General features: G+C 60.4%; 14 protein-coding genes and 5 pseudogenes. 1 reads left to right on the top strand and 18 read right to left on the bottom strand.

Annotated elements, in window-relative coordinates; all coding sequences use genetic code 11:
• Positions 1 to 147: 147 nt before the first annotated feature.
• The 3 genes and pseudogenes from AB6804_RS29445 to AB6804_RS29435 all read right to left on the bottom strand — a co-directional run.
• A pseudogene (locus tag AB6804_RS29445) lies at positions 148 to 435 on the bottom strand (helix-turn-helix domain-containing protein); the annotation flags it as partial.
• A gap of 220 nt (positions 436 to 655) precedes the next feature.
• Positions 656 to 859 (bottom strand): cold-shock protein, encoded by a 204-nt coding sequence (locus AB6804_RS29440; protein WP_040048696.1) that lies wholly within the window; start codon positions 857 to 859, stop codon positions 656 to 658.
• A 958-nt stretch (positions 860 to 1817) separates the two neighbouring features.
• Entirely contained in the window at positions 1818 to 2798 is a 981-nt protein-coding gene (locus AB6804_RS29435) for an AAA family ATPase (RefSeq protein WP_370889455.1), read from the bottom strand.
• A gap of 381 nt (positions 2799 to 3179) precedes the next feature.
• Here AB6804_RS29435 and AB6804_RS29430 point away from each other — a divergent pair.
• A pseudogene (locus AB6804_RS29430) lies at positions 3180 to 3958 on the top strand (hypothetical protein); the annotation flags it as partial.
• A gap of 29 nt (positions 3959 to 3987) precedes the next feature.
• Here the strand turns inward: AB6804_RS29430 and AB6804_RS29425 are convergent.
• The 15 genes and pseudogenes from AB6804_RS29425 to AB6804_RS29355 all read right to left on the bottom strand — a co-directional run.
• Complete coding sequence (locus AB6804_RS29425; RefSeq protein ID WP_370889454.1) at positions 3988 to 4386, bottom strand: hypothetical protein; 399 nt, start codon at positions 4384 to 4386, stop codon at positions 3988 to 3990.
• 12 nt (positions 4387 to 4398) lie between these two features.
• Positions 4399 to 4908 carry a hypothetical protein gene (locus tag AB6804_RS29420; RefSeq protein ID WP_370889453.1) on the bottom strand — a complete coding sequence of 170 codons (510 nt, stop codon included), beginning with the start codon at positions 4906 to 4908 and terminating at the stop codon, positions 4399 to 4401.
• Positions 4909 to 4959: 51 nt separating this feature from the next.
• Positions 4960 to 5547, bottom strand: a complete 588-nt coding sequence (locus AB6804_RS29415; RefSeq protein ID WP_370889452.1) for a hypothetical protein — start codon at positions 5545 to 5547, stop codon at positions 4960 to 4962.
• A 41-nt stretch (positions 5548 to 5588) separates the two neighbouring features.
• Positions 5589 to 5980, bottom strand: a pseudogene (locus tag AB6804_RS29410) (hypothetical protein).
• Between the two features lie 183 nt (positions 5981 to 6163).
• Positions 6164 to 7096 carry a DUF2950 domain-containing protein gene (locus AB6804_RS29405; protein WP_370889451.1) on the bottom strand — a complete coding sequence of 311 codons (933 nt, stop codon included), beginning with the start codon at positions 7094 to 7096 and terminating at the stop codon, positions 6164 to 6166.
• 10 nt (positions 7097 to 7106) lie between these two features.
• Positions 7107 to 8270, bottom strand: a complete 1164-nt coding sequence (locus AB6804_RS29400) for a DUF3300 domain-containing protein (protein WP_370889450.1) — start codon at positions 8268 to 8270, stop codon at positions 7107 to 7109.
• Positions 8271 to 8514: 244 nt separating this feature from the next.
• Complete coding sequence (locus AB6804_RS29395; RefSeq protein WP_370889449.1) at positions 8515 to 8784, bottom strand: hypothetical protein; 270 nt, start codon at positions 8782 to 8784, stop codon at positions 8515 to 8517.
• 865 nt (positions 8785 to 9649) lie between these two features.
• The gene (locus tag AB6804_RS29390; RefSeq protein ID WP_370889448.1) at positions 9650 to 10645 is read right to left on the bottom strand and encodes a 2-hydroxyacid dehydrogenase; all 996 of its coding nucleotides are present in this window, start codon (positions 10643 to 10645) and stop codon (positions 9650 to 9652) included.
• 57 nt (positions 10646 to 10702) lie between these two features.
• Positions 10703 to 12292, bottom strand: coding sequence for a TrkA C-terminal domain-containing protein (locus AB6804_RS29385; RefSeq protein ID WP_370889447.1), 1590 nt, complete (start codon positions 12290 to 12292; stop codon positions 10703 to 10705).
• Positions 12293 to 12395: 103 nt separating this feature from the next.
• A pseudogene (locus tag AB6804_RS29380) lies at positions 12396 to 14468 on the bottom strand (glycogen-debranching protein).
• Positions 14469 to 14475: 7 nt separating this feature from the next.
• A complete protein-coding gene (locus tag AB6804_RS29375) occupies positions 14476 to 16974 on the bottom strand; it encodes a glycogen/starch/alpha-glucan phosphorylase (RefSeq protein WP_370889446.1) in 2499 nt (832 codons plus the stop codon).
• Between the two features lie 89 nt (positions 16975 to 17063).
• Positions 17064 to 17846 carry a hypothetical protein gene (locus tag AB6804_RS29370; RefSeq protein ID WP_370889445.1) on the bottom strand — a complete coding sequence of 261 codons (783 nt, stop codon included), beginning with the start codon at positions 17844 to 17846 and terminating at the stop codon, positions 17064 to 17066.
• 399 nt (positions 17847 to 18245) lie between these two features.
• Positions 18246 to 18524, bottom strand: a pseudogene (locus AB6804_RS29365) (transposase); the annotation flags it as partial.
• 283 nt (positions 18525 to 18807) lie between these two features.
• Positions 18808 to 19461: a winged helix-turn-helix domain-containing protein gene (locus tag AB6804_RS29360; RefSeq protein WP_370889444.1), complete on the bottom strand. Its 654-nt coding sequence runs from the start codon at positions 19459 to 19461 to the stop codon at positions 18808 to 18810.
• Between the two features lie 255 nt (positions 19462 to 19716).
• The coding region (locus AB6804_RS29355; protein ID WP_370889443.1) for a porin at positions 19717 to 19980 on the bottom strand (264 nt) is incomplete at its 5' end.

Below are 19980 nucleotides of genomic sequence, written 5' to 3'. Positions count from 1 at the left end.
TCGTCGATAATTACGCTACGCATAAGCATCCGAAGGTCAAGGCATGGCTTGCGAAACACACGCGTTATCACATGCACGCTTGCGACATAGCGCTCGATGCTGGTGAGGAGTTGGCGCACGTTTCTTCGAAATACCCGTTTGCGCAGCTGCTGAACGCACGCTCCAGTGCGTTGCGCCGTCCGGTTTCTCGTGCAGGACCTTTGCCAGTAGCTCTGCTACCGTTTCATCGTCGTGCGCGCGCGGCCGGCCCGGACGCGCTTCATCATGTAGACCAGCGAGTCCCTGAGCGACGAAGCGCTTTTTCCAATGCGTGATCGCGGGAGAGGTGACTTCGCATTGCACTGCGATTTGCTGATTCGTATGGCCGTCTGCTGCCATCAAGACGATCTTTGCTCGGCGCACCAGAGAATAAGGCAGCGAACGCGATCGGCTCATCGACTGCAATTGTTCTCGCTCCAGGTTGGACACAACAACTTCGATACCCTTACGCCCCATGATCGTCTCCCGCGCACTCTAGATTGATCATAGAACATGCTGCATTTACGTAAAGTAATTTCTGGGACAGGACACTAGGCAGTCGGCGGGCGACTTTTTTGGCCTCCGCCCTGCCCTTCCAACGCCCTGGCGACCGCTCGGATCGCCAGGACGCCGTGGCTTACGCCGGCTTGATGTTTGACGCCTGTTTGCCCTTCGGCCCCATCTTCTCGTCGTACGTGACCTTCTGACCTTCCGCGAGTGTTTTAAAGCCTTCGGCGCGGACTTCCGAAAAGTGCGCGAACAGATCGTCGCCGCCACCGTCCGGTGTGATGAAGCCAAAACCCTTTGCATCGTTGAACCACTTGACCGTACCGGTTGCCATTTGTGTTTGACCCAAGAAAGAGTCGAAGACGGCGCCCGCCACCTCGCGAGCGCGGGTGCCTATCTTGATCGTGGGCCTCGTGCAAGGCAACCCGGTATATCCCCCGCCGTAGACCGAAGGGAATCTGTCTCTGCTGTGCCGGGAATTCTGTCAACTACGGACGCCCAGCCCCTCGACCGGGGAAATGCGTCAATTGTTCAGGTACTTACCGCCGAAGGATTTGTGTCACCGGTCCCGAGTGCCGACGACGCGGTTTGAATCCGGGAGTCTTTGGATGAGGCGAGGCTTCCGACGCATCCGGAATCGGTGAGCCGATAAAAGAGCGTTGCGGCTCGTCCCGAGCTCAGGCTCGCCCCAGACAACACTCAAGATAGCGGCGTGTGAACGCACGGCGGTGCTCCGGTTTCATCGGGTGAGCGTTCTCCGGCGTCCATGTTCCGCCACGTAGCAATATGCACAGTGAAACCGCGCTTCAAGTAGCTGGACATTCACCCGATATGGTGCTTCACAACCGCAGCGCCAGCACCTTGATTCCAGAACGCGGTGATGGGCAGGACACACGCTCTGCTTTTCCAGTTGGTGCACAACGCTGTGATAGCCCTGAGCGAGACAGCGACGACAGTAACGGAATACGTCGCTATAGCGTCGACGTCCGAGCGGATCCATCAGCGAAGTCCGCAGCGTTTTTGCGGGTAAACCGAGGCTCTGCTGGAGCCGCCCGACGTCCACTAACCCTCGACGCGGAGCAACGCCTTCATAAGCATCGACTTCCAGCCCCATGAGTCGTGCTACAACGACGCCTGACAGCGCGTTGGCAGTCTCGACCTTCCAAAGGATCGAGATCAGTGACTCATGTGGATAGAGCCAGCCCCTCCTGAATATGTAACCCAGGGCCGGTGTCAGCCGGCTCTCGTCGAGCGTGAGAATCGGGAAGGCCGGCTCCCGCAGCAGCCCGTCGCTACGAGGCGGCAACAAGGACGCGTCCGGTTGCATGACGTGACTGGACATAGCCGCAATGCCTCACCGCATGGTCCCAAAGGACCTGGTCCGGGCAGTAGCCCCTTGCGTCCTTCAGCTCACTGTCCTTGAGCACTATCTCGACCGCGCGTGCAAAGGATTCCATCGGGATCCCAAGCTTCCCCGGCAGGTTGGCCTTGTGGCGCGCCGTCTCGAATGCGTTCCACAGGGTATCGGCGTCACTGACCAGCCGATATCCCGCATCAAACGCCTGCGGAAGGTAGAAACGTGTAAAACTCCATTGGCTGCCTTCAGGGTACGCAGTTTGATCGTAGCCGTTCAGGCATGTCGCCACGTCCTGTGCATTGCGAATGCCATAAAAGGCCAACTCCTCGACCATCAGACGCGCGACGATCTGCGTCTTGCCCGCGACCTGCATTGCAGTCTTTTGTGGGAGCAACTCCTGCTGACCAACGAGGAACGTGAACAACTTGATTTGCTGCCGATCCAGCGCATCATGTACATCACGCAGCCATTCGTATTCGTTGTCGTCGTAGCGCTGTGCCTCATCGCAAAAGAGCAACACCACCCCACTGCCCCCAATCGATGCCGCCTGACGGATCCTCAGCGTCAAGCGCATCCGCTTTGATGGATTCGAGCCGGCATTGGGGTCCGGGTCACCGACCGCCTCGAGCAGATTCGCGAAGAACGGCCCTTCGGCATGCCGCGGCTTGTGCTCGCACTGCGCGTGGTAACTTGTGATCCGCGGATAGTTGCGCGCCAGCAGCAGCCGCACATATTCGATTGCCCGGGTTTTGCCAATGCGCGACGGACCGTAGATAAGCGCACCCATGATCCGGTAGCGCAGGCACCGGACAACCAGTTGATAGAACGCCTCGATCGCTGGCGTTGCGATACGGTAGTTCCCCGTCACAAGCGGGTGCAGCGACGGATCGACTGGACGCGGTATCTCAAGCGACATGATGCCTCCCACGAACACGACGTTGAAAGACTTGACCTGTACCGATTGAAAGTCTTCGAGGACGTGCACGGGTGCCAGGTGGCCGGTCTTCAGGCGCTTTCGTCGACCGGGTGTCGGGTACCGGGTCCAATGACTCGATCGTTTCCGGCTCCGGGCGCGGCACTGCAGTTCGCATTTACAACGCAAGACCGCGAAGCCGCTCTTTTCGTTGTGCCGTTATGCCGTTATGTTGTTCAACCGCCCCTCGACGGCGTCCTGGGCGATGAGCGAATAAAGCCGATTCGTCGCGCTTTCCCGGCTTGCGCTGCGCCAGCGGATTGAGCGCGCTCGCGAACGTCAAAATGCCAAGGGGAATCGCCAGCACCCCGAATCGAAATTCAGAGTTCCCTGTCCATCAATAGCGGAACGAGCGGCAATCCGGGATTCGGTCAGACGCAATTCGGCGGCGGCTTCACCATCAGCAGGTCGTTCCCCCTCTACCTGGAAGGCACGGTTGCCTATAGCCGCTACGATCCCGCCTTCATCGCAACAGACGGCAATCAGGAACGCCCCGTGCCGACCAAATGGAATACCGCCAGCACGACGTCGGCATCGGCTGGGATTTTCCGATCACCGACGAACTTCGCTTCAGGCCGATCCTGAACGGCATCGTGGGCCGCGTGGCAAGCGATCTGCGCGTCGCGCAGACGGTTGTCAATCACTTGGCCGACGCGAACCTCCACTTTCTCGAAGACGGTGTGCTCAACGCTTATGGCGTCGGTGGGTCGCTCATGCTCGACCTGGAGCATTATCGCGACCACTACGAAGTGGATGTCGAGCTTCGTGCGACCGATATCTATTTACCAGCTCCGGATCGTCGTCGGATGCGGTGCAAGGATCGGCGACCGCGCAGCAATTCAGCTTATGGGCGCGCTGGCGAGCCCCGACGGGCATGAGCACGCTACAGACCGATGCGCTACGTTCTCGAAACTGCGTATTCGCACTATTTCGGCGACAGCGCCGGCGCGCTCGGCTTCAACGACCTGACGTCGCTCGGTGTTGGACTCGAACTGGACAGCAGCAAATATCCGGTCATCATCACGCGGACTCGCGCCATGGTGCGCTATGTGTTCGGACACAACGTGCACGGCATGTCGTTCGGGTTCGCCATCAGCTTCTAGCGATGCCAGCAGCGCCGCGCCCGTGGCCGTCATTGCTTCTTGATGCGACATTCGCCGCTTGGTTTCTTGCATGCTGTCGGCGTCAATGACTGCGTTTGTCCCTTTGCGACTGCAATGAGCGTGATCTTGCGGCATGTCTCTCCGCCGCTTCCCGTGGTGTCGCGCGGGGTAACGGTTCCGTCGATGCGCACCGGATTGCCCGTGCGCTCGTTGTTCCACGTCATGGACTCGCCGTCCTTCTTCGTGTTCAGTGCATGCTGCGCAGCCTGGTTGAGCGCTTGCCGGTCGGGCGGCTTCATATAGCTGATCGGCGTGTCGCGCAGGAAGTTCAGGTTCGTCGCAAAAACGCACACGCATGACGCCCCTAGCGCACCGACCACGCCGCATCGGGCCAGACTGCGTGCAAGACCACCGGAATTCGCGTTCATGCTTCGGCTCCCTCAGAACACATTGCGCTGGCTCGGATCGTATCTCGGATCGGGCTGCTTCTGCGTTTGTCTCAGGACGCCCTGATCGTCGAAATAGAAATCGAAGATCATGTGGTTGATGTTGCTCTCGACATAGCGATACGACCGCACCGCGCGATCCGTCCGCTTGAAGTACGCCGTCTCGAACGGACGCCCGAACGTCACGAGCACGTCGTCGCGCGTCCACCGGCCGACCTCGGCGCGATAGAACTCGTTCTCCTGAAGCACTTCCCGGACACTGATCACCTTGCCCGATCCGTCGAGATCGACCGCGGTGGTCGTGGTGCGCATAGGCTGCGTGGGCCACATGAGCCGCTTGCCGCCATTAGGCAAGTCGTACGTTTCTTTTGGCGGACCCAGGCGCGCGACGGTCGTCTGCTGATCCATGCCCGCCTCCCGCTGCTCAGGCTGCGCGCGACCGGCAAGCGCGAGTGCAGCGATCCACGCGCCATGCGTCAGGACGGCTGCAAAGCGTTCGTTCATGAGTGTCTCCCCGCCATGCCGGGACTGCGATAAGTCCGGCTTGCCTTGCCGCTATTTCGTCACGGCTGGCTCGACGGATATGGCGAGCGCTTCCGTGTAGATCGCCTTGACCTGATCGCCCTTCTTGACGCGCTTCAATCTCTCCGGGTCCGGCACATGCAAGTCGACGCTGTTGCCTCCGGGGCCGCGCAACGTGACAGTCTGCGCATGCCGGTCGACCGCGACGACGTCGGCGATGATCGTCACTTCGCGGCCGAGCTCGCCACCCGGTTTAGCGCCCATGGGCGCGCGATCGGCCGTTTCTTTCTCGGACCTGGATGTCTGCGTCTTCTTGTCGAGCAGGCTCAGGGTCAGCGATTCCCGATACTGCGTGGTCACGACATCCCCCACCGCAAGCTGGTCGAAGTTGCGAGCCTCGTTTGTGACTTCCAGCTCCATCACCTTACCGGCAGCTGTCTTGAGCGTGACGGTGCGGGTGGCCGGATCGATGCGGACGATCGTCGCTGTGACCTTCGACACGCCTTGCACCGTCGCGCCCTTCGCGTCGCTCATGACACTTACGTCGGATTGCGGCTCGGCCGAGAATGCGGTTGCGGAAATCGCAACGCACGATATGATAACGAGGCTCACGCGCTTCATCTTTAACTCCTTGTTGAACGATGCGGGGACGCCTGCGAACGCTACTGAATGGAATAACCGCGCCCTTGCTGCACGCAGCCCACGCCCGGTTGTATGTGTCCACTGCACCCTGACTTTGAGCTTGCGCGTTCGATTGCAGCGCGCGCCTGTTCTGCCGCGCCCGCGCGCCGCCTGCCATCGTGCCGGCGGTCGCGCCAATGGCCGCGCCCTTGCCGGCATTGCCCGCGATCGCGCCGATTACGGCCCCGCCATCGGCACCGAGTGCCGCGCCGCCCATGCGCTCGCCGCCGCCCACTGCCGGACCCGACTGCGGTGGCGGCGCCGTTGATGCGGTCGCGGGATCGATGCCGGTATTGCTCTTCGCCCAGCTGTAGCACGCGCCGTCATCCTTTTGCTGCTGCTGCGTGCTTTGTCCCTTCGATGGATAAGCGATTGGCTTGCTTTAAGCAACAGCATCCAGCGCCATCGCTGCGATCACGATGGCACTGCCCGCACGCAATCTCGTTGCATTCGTGACCACTCCTTGCCTGATTCTCGATGTTTAAAACCCCGTACATTCGATGCAGTCGGCCCGTTTGCGAGGGTGGCAGTCACGGAGCTAGCCGGCTGCACCCGATCAGGGCTCATGCACGCGCGTCCACGATGCGTCGGGATTGAATTCCGTCAGCGGTTGCGCGGACTGACCACGATTCTTCTGATACACCACGCCGTTGTTATTGACAATAAACGTCATGACGCCGCTCGAACCGTATTGCGCCGGATACGCAACCATCGCGAAACCGGCCAGCATGCGCCCGTTCACGATGTAGCTGAATGCCCCGCCCGGCGCATTTTCACCCTGGCGCGTGAGGATGAGGAAGTGGTACCCGTGATAAGCGTCGCCCGCGTTTCGGTCCCTGAAATAGGTCGAGCTTGCGGCAATTAGCGGACCGAACGGACTCTCTTCATCGCCCTGCCCGGCATCGGCTGGCCAATAGAGTCCGTCGTGCCTGCCCGGCGAACTGCCGAGCTTGCGCGCGTATTGCAGCACGCCGTCGCCCATGCGGTCGCGGGAGGCATACTCGCCTTGGGCATCGAGATACGCGCGCAGCACCCTGATCGCCTCGCGCTCGTTTGCACCGATGCGACGATCCAGCACCTCCTGCTCGCCTTCTTCCGTGTGGAACCGCCAGACGCCTTTCTCGCGAACCAGCGGAATGGGCATCGGCCATGCATCGTCGCCAATCTGGAGAATGCGGCGGTCGGGCGAAGGCTCCTGAAGGTTATGGAACGCCTCGAACTTGGCGAGGGCGTTGGCTCGCAGCTGGCGGTTCTCGGCTTCATCCGGCGTCACGACAAGTTGCTTGTGCGCGCTACCGAAGATGCTGATGAGCGCGGCGTCATCGTTGGATCTGAGCGCCTGCACGAGTGCGTTGACGGCTTCGTCGGGCGTCGCGAAAGTTCTCTGTTCATCCGCGGCGAAACCAGACAACGGCGCAAGCAGCGTCGCAAGCGTTGCGAGCGCAACGACGAGACGAGTGACTATTCCAACGCTTCCCGAATTGTTCATGGACGGTCTCCTATCGACGGCCCCCGCCGCGGCCGCCGCCTCCGCTGAAACTGCGGCCACCGCCGGAGAAGCCGCCACCACCGCCACCGCCGCCACCGGCACCGGCACCGCCGCTGCGGTTGCCATAGCCGCCCGACGCCGACGCCGACTGCCGGCTAGCGGCGCCGCGGGCGCTGTCTGCGCGGGCACTCTGACCGGAGCCGTAGCCGCTGAATGCGTCCCCGCCGCGCCCTTGAGCGCCGGATGTGTTCTGCGTGCGCGGCGTGTTCTGCATTGCCGTCGACGTTCGCGCGGAAGATCGCTGGACACCTCCAGCGGAGCCCGCTCCTCCGCCCGCACCTGCGGCCGCAACTCCGCCGCCGCCACCCCCACCGCGCGACGGTGCATCGCCGACACGCTGCGACGAAGGACGCGCGCCGCTACCGGAAACCTGCCCGGGCTTTTTCTCTGAACGCCATGCACTCGACTGTTGCGATGCAGTCCCAGACCGGTTGGCCGCGCGGTTGCTCATGTTGTTCTTCACATCGGTGCGATTGACGTTCTGCTCGCGGTTGACGTTGATCGTGTTATTGCCACCGCTATAGTTCGTTTCGTACCGCCCGCCACTCCATGCCGCGGACATCGCTGCACCCCAGATCATACCTGTCGCCAGGGCCGCGCCGGGCGCATACGGATAGTAGTAGACAGGATAAGGCGCGGGCGCATAGCTATAGACTGGCGTCGGACTGCTGACGACGACCGTTGTCGGGTTGTATTGCGGCACGTAGATCACCTGTGGATTCGAAGGCACGATCTTGATCACTTCCTTCTCGACCACTACCGTCTGCTTGTCATCGGTCTTGAGGTTGCCCACCGACTGCGTCTGGCGGCGAAAACGCTGCACCGCCTGCAAAACGGCGTTCTGGTCCGCCACGACCGCTTCGCCGAGGGCGACGGTCCAGTCGAGGTCGGTGCTCATCTTCTTCAGCACTTCCGGGTAATTGAGGAGCGCCTTGATCGAGTCTTGCCAGCCTTCTTCGACCGGCAGATCTTTCTGGGTCTTCCTGCGCTCGAGGAATCGGTCGGCTTGTACCACTTCCACGGGATACGTCGAAGCGGGCAGAATGATCGCCACGAGGTCGTCCGGGAAAAGTGCAATGGGGCCGACGAGTTTGTTCAGCTCCGTCGCGCTCATCGCCACCGGCGCCGGATCGCTCGCAGCCGGAGCCTGAGCGAACACGCCCGTGCCGCAAGTCAGTGCGGACATCACGAGCATCACGCGTATAGGGTTGCGCATCGTTTCGCACCACAAATGTTGGCCGTACCGCGCGCATCATCCGTTTAATTCGAGCCCACAGGCGGACTGATCGACATCGCGATGCGGAGGATCCCATACATTCAAAACAGTGCAACGATGCATCCGCTCGACATTCAAGCGATCATTGCGCCGTGGCGCCGTTGCGGGCCACGGCAATCGCGGCATCGCGTTCCTTGGCGGCTTCGGCTTTCCTTTGGTCAAAGACCTTCTTGGCCGCCGCCACTTTCATGTTGTACGTCTTGTTGGCCGCCGCAGTCTGCATGCGCATCGCCACAATCTGGTCACTATGTTCGGCCTGAGCAGGCGCGCTATTCGGCTGCGCATTCTGCCCCCATGCACTTGTCGCAATCGCAGTCGACAACAGCGCAATGACTCCAATGGTGCGTCTCATGATCGTCTCAATGTCAAGGTTTGGGACAACGCACAGCATATTGCCAGCCGCGCGTGCACCGATAGATTGTCTGTCCCCGTTGCGACCTGCCGCAATGCAAAGCATCCACGCAAGCGAGATAAGCTGGAGGGACACCTTTGACCCAAGAAACGTCGCTCTTCTTTGTATTGCCGTTCAGGGCTCCACGTTAGTCCGCGCGGAGCAAGGTAGTTATACGTAACGATTGAACGATATGCAAACCCGTCGGCAAATACAAGAACCGCCGTTCGGAATGACGCTCGGCAGCTTTGAGGTTTGACTCCGCTGCTCCTACCGACTCGGTACGATCATCGTCACTTTCAGAATTACGCCTCTCGCCACCATCGCAAGCCCCGCTTTCGAGCTACTCCTACCCGCACACGAGCTCGAAGCCGGACTGGATGCGAACGACATGGAGAGCATTAACAGAGGCGAAACCAGTAAGGCCGTTCGAACATGACGCATAACAAATAGCCTCGCCGCGACGCGACACGTCGATAGCATCGCGTTCTGCGATGCCACCGCGACAGGATTCGAGTTCGGCGTCGGACAGCTAAGGGGCCGAGCACACCTGCCACGGCCGCATTCCCGCGTGATGGCAAGCGCGAGCGATGCTTGCGCGGCCAATGTGTCGCCGTGCGCAGTACGCACTGAACGGCATCGGCGAGGCCCCGGGCCATGTTTCTCAGTTTGCCGCAGCGAAGACAGTGCCGAGGAAAGTCAATGCCATGAACAAGCCGAAATACACTCGGCAACAGAACGAACGGTATCGAGAACCGGCGCTTTCGTATGAGCGCGCGGATCACCAGACGCTGACCAGGCAGTCGTGTCCAAAGACATGTGAGCGTTAACCCACGTTGACTTCGTTTTCCAGTGGCTCGTTTTTTTCGAACGCCGTAATGCTCTTCAGCGTGGTCTCGCAAATGGTGGTCAGCGCCTCGCGCGTCAAATACGCCTGATGCCCCGTTACGATGACATTGGGAAACGAGACGAGGCGCTGAAAGACGTCGTCCGCAATAATTTCGCTGGACAGATCGCGGAAAAACAGGCTTGCTTCCTGCTCGTAGACGTCGATACCCAGTCCGCCCAACTGACCGCTTTTCAAGGCCGCAATGACGGCCGCCGTATCTATCAGCGCGCCGCGACTCGTGTTGATGAGCAACGCGCCACGCTTCGCGCGTTTGAGCGTTTCTACATTGATGATGTGGTGCGTCGCCGGCGTCAACGGGCAATGCAACGAAATGATGTCGGCTCTCTCGCCAATCTCGCCCGGCGTGGCGTAGCGCGCGTCGAGCGCGAGAAACTCTTCCGACGGATACGGATCATAGCCAATTACCTTGCAGCCGAAGCCGAGCATGATCTTCGCGAAAACGCAGCCGATCTTGCCCGTTCCCACGACGGCGACTGTCTTGCCGTAAAGGTCGAATCCGATCAGTCCGTCCAGCGAGAAGTTCGAATCCCGTGTGCGGTTGTATGCACGATGCACCTTGCGATTCACTGCGAGTAGCAGCGCGACGGCATGCTCCGCGACCGAATTCGGCGAATACGTGACGACGCGAACCACCTTGAGCCCCAGACGCGCCGCGGTTTCCAGGTCGACGTTGTTGAAACCCGTGCAGCGCAGCGCCAGCAGCCGCGTACCACCCTGTTTCAGCGCTTCCAGCACGTCGGCATCCACCTTGTCATTGACGAAGATGCACACAGCGCCGCTTCCCTCCGCCAGACCCACCGTGTCCCGATTCAACGAAACGTCGATGTATTTGAGCGTGTGGTTCTCGGCCTTGTTTGCTTCATCGAGATACTGGCGCTCGTAAGGCGTCGAACTGAATATCGCGACGTCCATGATGTATTCCTCCGCAATGGGTGATTCGGTACCTGGACGAGCGCGAACGGATCGCGCTCAGCCGCTTGCAAGCGATATTGCGATCTGCACGAACAGAACCTTGACGATGGTCATCGACGGAAAAATCATCGCATACATGATGTCCGGCTGATCCGTCGGTGCGATGCGGTTGGCGAAAGCGAGAATGGCCGGATTGCCGGTAGCGCCGCAGATGACGCCGACCGAGGTATCGAAGGGCAACTTGAAGATCAGCAGGCAGCACGCAGCCGTGACGCCCACGAGGACGAGCAGCGTGATCGCGCCATACAGCAGAAGAAGCGGCCCGGCGGTGCCGACGGTCGCCACGAATTTCGGCCCGCAGGAAAGGCCGACCTGCGCGAGGAAAACGGTGAGGCCGAGATTGCGCAGGACGAGGTTCGCGGACAGCGGCATGACCCAGACGAAGCGTCCGTTGCGGCGCGCCTTGCCGAGGCATAGCGCGACCAGCAGCAGCGCCGCAAGACCGAGGCTGAACGTGCCGAGGCCGGGCACTCGCAGCGGAATGGCGCCCGCCAGAAGACCGGCCGCCGCGCCGATTCCGAGGCATATGAAGCTAAGGTCGGCCGTGCCCTTGATCGAATCCCCGAAGAACGTCCGGATGGTCGCCCGATGCGCGCGGCTCACGAGCAGGCCCACGCGGTCGCCGGCTTCGAGGATCAAGTCCGGCGTCGAGAGCAGGTCGGCGTCGCCGCGACGAACATGCGCAATCGCGCAACTGACGCCATCGGGAAAGCGAATGTGGCCAAGCGCCATACCGACCACCGCAGGATTCGATGCAAACACGCGCACATAGTCGAGATCTTCGCGATGGCTTGATATGCGCCCAGGCTGCGACTCGCCGCACAACGCGATGACCTCGTCGAGCCGGCGCGGGTCGGCGGCGGTAGCAAGGAAGACATCGTCGAGTTGCAGCACGAAGTCGTCGGTGGGCAACTGGTTTCGATGCGCGCGGCGCACCGCTGCGATTCCCACGCCCGGAGGTAAGCGGCTCATGAGTTCCGGCAACTTGAGGCCAACAAGGCTCGCGTTTCTCAGTGCGATCTCGGCCGTCTCCATGACCTTCGCTACTGGCTTCTCGATCTTTACCTTCAGCGCGACGTTGAGCGCATAAAGGAAAAGGATGGGGCCGGCAACGCCGAATGGATATGCGACGCTGTACGCAACGGCGGCGTCATTGCTCTTCATCGAAGCAATGGCGACCTGCAAGCTCGCGGTGCTGGTGCCGCTTCCCGCGAACATCCCGAGCGAATCCGCGAGGCCGATACCGAAGGTGATGAAGCCGCACGACACGAGGCCTGCCGCAATGACCCCCAGAAATGCGGCGGCATTCGCCTTGGCCCCGTCGCGGCTCGTGAGACCCCGGAAGAACTGTCCGCCATATTGAATACCGATGCCGTAGAGAAACAGCAGCAAGCCCAGCGTGCCGAGCAAGGCGGGCGGCGCCGACTTGGGAGCGAATGCGCCGATCGCCAAACCAACGAACAATACGGCGCCAGAGCCCAAGGCGACGCCTCTGATGGTGATCTCGCCAATCAGATACCCGAGCGCGATCGTCAGAAACAGCGCAAAGAGCGACTGATTCTCGAGAAAAGTTCTGACTGCATCCATGCGGCCTCCTGTCAATTGACCAAGCAACGCAGCCGTACACGTTCATTAAAGGCGGTAAAGTGCGCACCGTCCAGCGCGGCTGTGCGGCACATCGCAAGCTCCTTCAGCACGACGACTCGAGAACGACGACGCTGCGGGCTTCGACGCGACACGTGCCGTTTTCAGCAGGCGCTGTTTCTGTCGGTGAAACGATGTCCAGTGGCGATGCAGCGGCCGTATCGACGATTCGTCGCCATTCGCCTTTTTCGACGACGGGAAGCGCAGCGACGCGCGCATCGTCGTTCATGTTGAATATGAGGTGCAGCATGGACTCGCCTGATGCTTGCCCGGCGAGCGTCAAGGCGGCGAAACGGGCATTGGGGTCGTGCCATGCCGGTTCATTGAGCCGCTCCCCATGCCATGCCACGTCCGCATGCACCTGATCCATTGCGGGCCGGCCAGTAAAGAAGCCGTGGCGGCGCAGGCTCGCGTGACGCTTGCGCAGCGCGATAAGTTCGCGTACGAACCGCAGCATGTCCCGCGCGGGACCGGTCATGCGCCAGTCTATCCACGAAACGGCGTTGTCCTGGCAAAAAGCGTTGTTATTGCCACGCTGGGTGCGCAGCATCTCGTCGCCGGCAAGAATCATCGGCACGCCCTGACTCAGCAGCAGGATCGCCATGATGTTGCGCGCCTGCCGCAGGCGCAGACCGGTGATGGACGGATCGTCTGTCTCCCCTTCAGCACCGCAATTCCACGACAGGTTGTCGTTGCTGCCGTCCCGGTTGTCTTCGCCGTTTGCCTCGTTATGCTTCGTCTCATAGCTGACGAGATCACGCAAGGTGAAGCCGTCGTGGCAGGTAACGAAGTTGATGCTGTCCGTGGGCAACCGGCCGTCGGATTCATAAAGATCCGCGCCTCCCGCCAGACATGTGCATACCTGTCCGAGGAGCCCCGGATCGCCGCGCACGAACCGTCGAATCACGTCGCGGTAGCGCCCGTTCCATTCCGCCCAGGCCATCCCCGGAAAAGCGCCGACGTGATACAGCCCCGCTGCATCCTACGCCTCGGCGATCAGCGGCACGCGCGACAGCACCGGCGACGATTCAATCGCCCAAGGCAAGGGCGGCGTACCGAGCAGCGCGCCCCCCTCGCCTCGCGCAAAGACGCTTGCGAGATCGAATCGAAAGCCATCCACGCCGACATCCTGCACCCAGTACTCCAGGCATCGCAGGATAAACGCCGATACCAGCGGATGATTGCAGTTGATAGTGTTGCCGCAGCCCGTGTAGTCCCGGTAATTGCCGCCGTCGGCGATGTCGACGTGGTAAAAGTCCTCCTTCCCCAGCACCTTGAAGTTGATGACGGGGCCGTCCACGCCGCCTTCCGCCGTGTGATTGAACACCGCGTCTAGCAATACGCGGATGTCGGCCGCATGCATGGCGTCGATGAGCGCGCGGAACTCCTGCGGCGCCCACGCCGGTTCGACGCAGTACCGCGGGTGAGGACTATAGAAGCTATGCGTGCTGTAGCCCCAGTAGTTGCCGAGCCCTTTCGCCGCTGCTGACCGGGGAACGTCCTGCTCGTCGAACGCCATTACCGGCAGCAGTTCGACATGCGTGATACCGAGTTCCTTCAAATAAGGGATTTTCTCGATAAGGCCGGCGAACGTGCCGGGATTCTTCACACCGCTCGATGGATGCCGGGTGAACCCTCCTACGTGCAACTCATAGATGATCGCGTCGTCGAGCGTGCGCACGTCCATGTCGGCGGGCTTGTCGAGCGATCCGGTTACGATCGCCCTAAGTGATGCATGACTGGGTCCGTGCCCATCCGCCGCTTGCTGGCGGTTCCAGTAACGATCGCTTACCGCTCGTGCGTTGGGATCGAGCAGCTCCTTCCGGCTCGCGGCTTCATCGTCGACCCGCGGCACACCGTGTCGGCCGAAGGCTCGCCAGGTATAGCAACAGTGCACGGGGAGTCCTTCGACGAACACGTGCCAGAAATAAAACGTCTTGTTCGTCTCCGGGACGAGTGTGATTACCTGAAACGGCTCCGTGCTCTCCGTTGAGGCGTAGAGCAGCAGTTCAATACGGGTAGCGTGCCGGCAGAACAGGCAAAAGTTGACCCCGTCCGGCATGAGCGTTGCGCCAATCGGAAATCGCGACCCGGGTCGTGCCCGGTAACCGCGCGCGATTTCGGCGTTAAGTCTGAGCAAGGTCGGCCCTCACCGCATGTGTCTTCCAGATCCGGTCGCAATACTCACTGATCGCCCGATCCGACGAGAATTTGCCCGACCGCGCCGTGTTCATGATCGACATGCGAGTCCATTGCCGGCTGTCGCGCCATGCTTCGCTCACGCGTTCCTGGCACGCGACGTAATCCGCAAAGTCGGCGAACACGAGGAACGGGTCCGAGTGCATGAGATTGTCGAGGAGCGGCCGAAACACGTCCTTGTCGCCGCGCGAGAAGCGCCCTTGCGCGATCTGATCCAACGCATCGCGCAAGTCCTCGTTAGACTGCGCATATTCAGCGGGGCGATAGCCCGCGCGCTTCACGTCCTCGACCTGCTGCGCGGTCAGCCCGAAAAGGAAGAAGTTTTCGGCCCCCGCCTCCTCGCGAATTTCGACGTTGGCGCCATCGAGCGTGCCGATGGTGAGCGCGCCGTTCATCATGAACTTCATGTTGCCCGTGCCAGAGGCTTCCTTGCCGGCCGTCGAAATCTGCTCGGACAGGTCCGCGGCGGGATAAATCCAGTGCCCGCTCCTTACGTTGAAATCCGGGTAGAACACGACCTTCAGCCGGCCCTTGATCGCCGCATCGCCGTTGACGACTTCTGCGATACCCGTAATCAGGCGGATGATCAGTTTGGCCATTGCGTATCCCGGCGCTGCCTTGCCTCCGAAAATGAAGCAGCGCGGCGCGCAGACAAGATCAGGGTTCCGGCACAGGCGGCGGTACAGACTGATGATGTATAGCGCGTTCAAATGCTGGCGCTTGTACTCGTGAATGCGCTTGACCTGTACATCGAACAGCGCGTCCGGATCGACTGCGATGTTCGTAGCGGTCAAAATGCGGTCGGCGAGCGCCGCCTTGTTATCGCGCCGTATGGTGCGCCACGCTTTTTGGAATCCGGCGTCGTCGGCATGTGCAGCGAGCGCGGACAGCCCTGCGAGATCAGTGCTCCAGTTCTCGCCGATGGTCTCGTCGAGTAGACGCTTAAGCCCGGGATTACTCAGCATCAGAAAGCGGCGCGGCGTGACTCCATTCGTGACGTTAAGGAAACGCTCCGGGAACATCTCGGCGAAGTCGCGCAGTACTGTCTGTTTGAGCAGGTCCGAATGCAGTGCCGCCACGCCGTTGACCGCATGACTGCCGACCGTGGCGAGATGCGCCATGCGAACTTTCTTGTCGCCGGCCTCGTCGATGAGCGACATGCGCTTCACGCGCGCTTCATCGCCTGGAAAGGCTCGCTTAACGTCATCCAGAAAGCGACGATTGATTTCGTAAATGATTTCCAGCGAACGCGGCAGCAGGCTTTGAAACAGCGGCAGCCCCCAGGTTTCGAGCGCCTCGGGTAACAGAGTGTGATTGGTATAGGCGAAAGTGCGCTGCGTGATGTCCCACGCGGCGTCCCATGAAAGCAGGCGCTCGTCCAGCAGAAGACGCATCAGTTCGGCCACGGCGATGGATGGATGCGTATCGTTCAGCTGCGCCGCAAAGAGGTCCGCGAACTTTCCGATGGAAACGCCCTTCGCGTCCATCAGGCGAAGCATGTCCTGAAGCGAGCACGACACGAAGAAGTATTGCTGCGCGAGCCGCAGACGCTTGCCTGCTTCGGGTTCGTCGTTCGGATACAGCACCTTCGACAGCGTCTCCGACACGACCTTCTCATGCACGGCGTCATAGTATTCGCCGGCGTTGAAGTCCTGAAAGTCGAATGACTCGACTGCCTCGCTTTTCCAGAGACGCAGTACGTTGCACGTATCGACGCGGTATCCCTGCATCGGCAAATCGCAGGCAACGCCCTTCACCTGCCTTGCAGGCAGCCAGCGCAAGCGCAGCCGACCCTTGTCATCGGTCTCGCTTTGCGTGTGTCCGCCGAAGCCGACGTAAAAACTCACGTCAGGACGCACGATTTCCCACGGGTTGCCCTTCTGCAGCCACTTGTCGGTTATTTCGACCTGCCATCCGTCGCGGATCTGCTGGTCGAAGATACCGAACTCATACCGCATGCCATAACCGATGGCCGGAATTTCGAGCGTCGACAGAGAATCCATATAGCACGCGGCGAGCCGTCCCAGTCCGCCGTTGCCGAGCCCCGGTTCTTCCTCGATCGCGAGCAGCGCGTCCAGGTCCTGCCCTAAACTGCACGTCGCTTCACGGGCTTCGGATTCGATCCCGAGATTGAGCAGGTTGTTGCCAAGTTGTGGGCCAATGAGAAACTCCGCCGAGAGATAACAAGCGACTTTCACGTCCTTTGCCGCGTATGTCTTAGTGGAGGCGGCCCAGCGCGCGAGCATACGGTCCCTGACGCTGAAAGCGAGCGCCATATACCAGTCGTGTGTCGTCGCAATGTCGGGATAGCGCGCCTGACGGCAGATCAAGTTCCTGACCACGTCTTGCTGAATCACATAGCCGTTTACGTCACTCGTCGAGGCTTTGACGTTGGAGTTTGCGTCCGCTGCAAGAACATCGTTCATGGTGGACCCCTGCGTTTCGTACGGAAAGCATATGTTAGGAATCGCAAATTACAAGCAGGGACCACTTGGTAGCCGCCCGCGACAGGCCTTTATTCATTGGGCTCGCGCCTGGCTCCGGGCGACCCTACCAGTTTCCTCAGGACAACGTCGCGCTCGGGATCGGGCATGGCCAGAACGGCGTGCATCATGACTCTCATGGCCCAGCAAGCGTCGACAGGTGCAGCTTTGCGCGGCGCCTGCATATAAGATGTGTAACGCGCGACATTGGCGTGAAGGTAGCCTAGCTCACGTAAAAGCGAAAACCTCAGACTATGCTCCGCTTGCGCGTACTGCTGGTCGGTAGGCGTATCGAGCGTCGCATCGGAGGCTGACGCGCGGAGAATCTCCACCAGAATGGAAAAGTACCGGTCGATATCGGACTCGGACATGGCGTTCATCGAAACGCGATTCACCACGTCGCTCATGTCCGTCAACCCGAAGCAGTCGGACGGGACCAGCGTGTCGAGGAATGTTCCGATCATTGCGACGTATTGGAGTCGCATCGCAGGTGAAAGTCGTTCGAGTCCGTCGGAGAGGAGCTGCGTGCGTGCCCCCGGGTTCAAATGGAGCCTGCTCATGCGCTGGACGTCGCCCGCCATGGCCGGGTCTGCACTGATGCGCGCGATCCACGCGACGATCCGACGGCCCTTGTCGGAGGACGGATCGACGCCGTTTTCACTCAGCGTATCGTCATGTGCGGATGGCGGCGCGTTTGAGGCGGGCGTCACCGAAGGTGCAATCAGGCGCGCGTGATATCGAATGGCCGCTTGGGCGGGACGCAGCGCCGCCGACATGATGACGCACGCCAAAAAAACGACACATAGATGTTTCATGCGTCCTCCATGGCCATCGAGCGTTCCCGGGCCGTTCGTTCTTGGTACCTTCCTTCCAGATTAGGCCAACGACACGCGGCAGATGAACGTCGACAAAAAGTGCCCGCATTAGAGAGACGATTGTCTGCCGACGCGCCGGACATCCCGTTCTCTCGGTCTCGGCCGCAAGCGAGAAACGGAGTTGAGCAATTACATTGGCGCGACTGCCCGGAAACGGTCGAGGGAGGCATTTCACGCCTTAAAGCATATGTCAAAGACTGCCGATTTCTAGCGCCCCGTGATCGGCAGAAACGTGAATGATGCCGTGGTCCTAGCTTCAGGCGCGCTAATGTCCTACTCGTTTAACCGACTACGCGGTTGCGCGACGCAAACCCGGCTTTCCGTCCGGCCTCGACTGCGTCATTGTTTTAGCACCGGCCGAGTGCGCTGGGAGGGATCGTCATACTTCCATTTAATCGGCTTCGGATTTTTGTTGTGCTCGCGGATGTAATGCATGAGTTTGCGGTCCAGATCTTGCACGGAAGTGAAGATGCCACGGGCGATCACATCACGCTGGACGCGCGAGAACCAATTCTCCACTTGGTTAAGCCGCGACGAGTAGGTCGGCGTGAAGTGCAGACGTACGTTGGGATGCGCGTTGAGGAACTCGGCGACCCGCGGGGTCTTGTGGCTACTGACCTATAGAGATGGCATGCACGCCGTCGGGCCACTCAATTGGACGCTCGGTGAACAGCTTGGTCTTCCGCAGGGCCTCCCAATCTATGCTCACCTTTTCCTTCGTGCCGACGGATAACGGCCTGCTAGCAAAAAACATGCGAAAGTCTCAGCTCCCCCTATGGCAATCGTTGGGGCTGCTAGCGTAACGCCGGGGGCGCATGTGTTCGCCTATCATGTGCTATGCGCTCATATTAAAACTGAACCGGGTGTAGGCTCGGCGCTTGGGTCTGCAGTGTTGTCTGGGTCAGGCCAATCGATAACCCACTCCGCGAACTGTCAAGATTTCATCCTCGCCAATCTTACGACGCAGCGTATTGACGTAAACCTGTATCGCGTTGGTCCGCTCTTCATTCTTGTCGCCGTATATTCTTTGCTCGATCTCCGCCCGGCTCAACACGCGCGCCGGCTCCTCCATCAGAGCAAGCATCACCGCAAACTCCCGGGGCGTAAGGTATAACAGCTTCCCGGCGATTTTAAATTCCTGCGCAGTCGGGTCCAGCATCATGTTTCGGTGTCGAAGGACTTTCTGCTGGTGACCTTTGCGTCGCCGCAGCAGGATGTGAACTCGCGTGGACAGCTCCTCGTGATTCAAAGGCCGGGTCATATGGTCATCGGCGCCGGCGTACAGCGCGTGAATACGCTCATGGGCTTGACCGTGGTCGGTCAGCACGAGCGTGGACGCTGCCCCACCCGCTTTCCGATAGGTGATAAGCAGCTCGATGCTGTCGGCATTAGGCAGGTCCAGCGATAGGAGAACGGCGTCATACGACTCTTGCGCTAGTGCCTGCTCGGCGGTACGCCTGTCACTCTTCCAGTCAACCGTGTACCCCGCACGTCTCATCGATTCAACTATCGCCTCGGCTTCTGTGCCGTTTTGTTCAATTAATAGCAAGCGCATAGCGGAGAGCCAACGAAAACAGCAGGCGCGAACGTGCCTGTGACGTCGAACGATGAGTTCGGGGACTTGTATTTTTGCATGGGTCGGCGCATTGGCAAATTGCGGCGACAAGGTGACGACTACAAACGGAGGCTTTGCGACTCGGGAAGCGGCGCTTGAACGAGGTGAAACGATTCATCGCCCTTGGACCAACAAAAGAAAAAAGCCCGAACGCCACTGGCGTTCGGGCTTTTAAAACTGCTTCTGTCGTTCTTCTTAGAACTTGTGACGCACACCAACGATTGCGATTTCTTGGTGATTGCGACCGGCGGCATAGCCAAAGTCGGCGACCGAAGCTTGAGCCGCAGCAGAGGTGCCGTCGGTTTGGCGCTGTTGGCCGCTTGCATGCTGGTACGCGGCCTGAGCGTAGAAGTCCGTGCGCTTCGAGATCGCGTAGTCCCCGCCAATGCTCACTTGATGGTACGTCGCGTTGGTGTCGCCCTGGCCATGCGTATAGGTATAGCCAAGGCCGAGCAGCGC

Source organism: Caballeronia sp. RCC_10 (assembly GCF_041360715.1).
In the GTDB taxonomy this organism is placed as follows: Bacteria; Pseudomonadota; Gammaproteobacteria; order Burkholderiales; family Burkholderiaceae; genus Caballeronia; species Caballeronia grimmiae.
This window is presented reverse-complemented; position numbering and strand designations above follow the sequence as displayed.

Bases quoted from the DNA above. Each gene is read 5' to 3' on its own strand.
- AB6804_RS29405 (WP_370889451.1), bottom strand. From the start codon at position 7,096: ATGAACAATTCGGGAAGCGTTGGAATAGTCACTCGTCTCGTCGTTGCG.
- AB6804_RS29425 (WP_370889454.1), bottom strand. From the start codon at position 4,386: ATGAACGCGAATTCCGGTGGTCTTGCACGCAGTCTGGCCCGATGCGGC.
- AB6804_RS29360 (WP_370889444.1), bottom strand. From the start codon at position 19,461: ATGCGCTTGCTATTAATTGAACAAAACGGCACAGAAGCCGAGGCGATA.
- AB6804_RS29420 (WP_370889453.1), bottom strand. From the start codon at position 4,908: ATGAACGAACGCTTTGCAGCCGTCCTGACGCATGGCGCGTGGATCGCT.
- AB6804_RS29375 (WP_370889446.1), bottom strand. From the start codon at position 16,974: ATGAACGATGTTCTTGCAGCGGACGCAAACTCCAACGTCAAAGCCTCG.
- AB6804_RS29400 (WP_370889450.1), bottom strand. From the start codon at position 8,270: ATGAGCGCGACGGAGCTGAACAAACTCGTCGGCCCCATTGCACTTTTC.
- AB6804_RS29370 (WP_370889445.1), bottom strand. From the start codon at position 17,846: ATGAAACATCTATGTGTCGTTTTTTTGGCGTGCGTCATCATGTCGGCG.
- AB6804_RS29385 (WP_370889447.1), bottom strand. From the start codon at position 12,292: ATGGATGCAGTCAGAACTTTTCTCGAGAATCAGTCGCTCTTTGCGCTG.
- AB6804_RS29435 (WP_370889455.1), bottom strand. From the start codon at position 2,798: ATGTCGCTTGAGATACCGCGTCCAGTCGATCCGTCGCTGCACCCGCTT.
- AB6804_RS29440 (WP_040048696.1), bottom strand. From the start codon at position 859: ATGGCAACCGGTACGGTCAAGTGGTTCAACGATGCAAAGGGTTTTGGC.
- AB6804_RS29395 (WP_370889449.1), bottom strand. From the start codon at position 8,784: ATGAGACGCACCATTGGAGTCATTGCGCTGTTGTCGACTGCGATTGCG.
- AB6804_RS29415 (WP_370889452.1), bottom strand. From the start codon at position 5,547: ATGAAGCGCGTGAGCCTCGTTATCATATCGTGCGTTGCGATTTCCGCA.
- AB6804_RS29390 (WP_370889448.1), bottom strand. From the start codon at position 10,645: ATGGACGTCGCGATATTCAGTTCGACGCCTTACGAGCGCCAGTATCTC.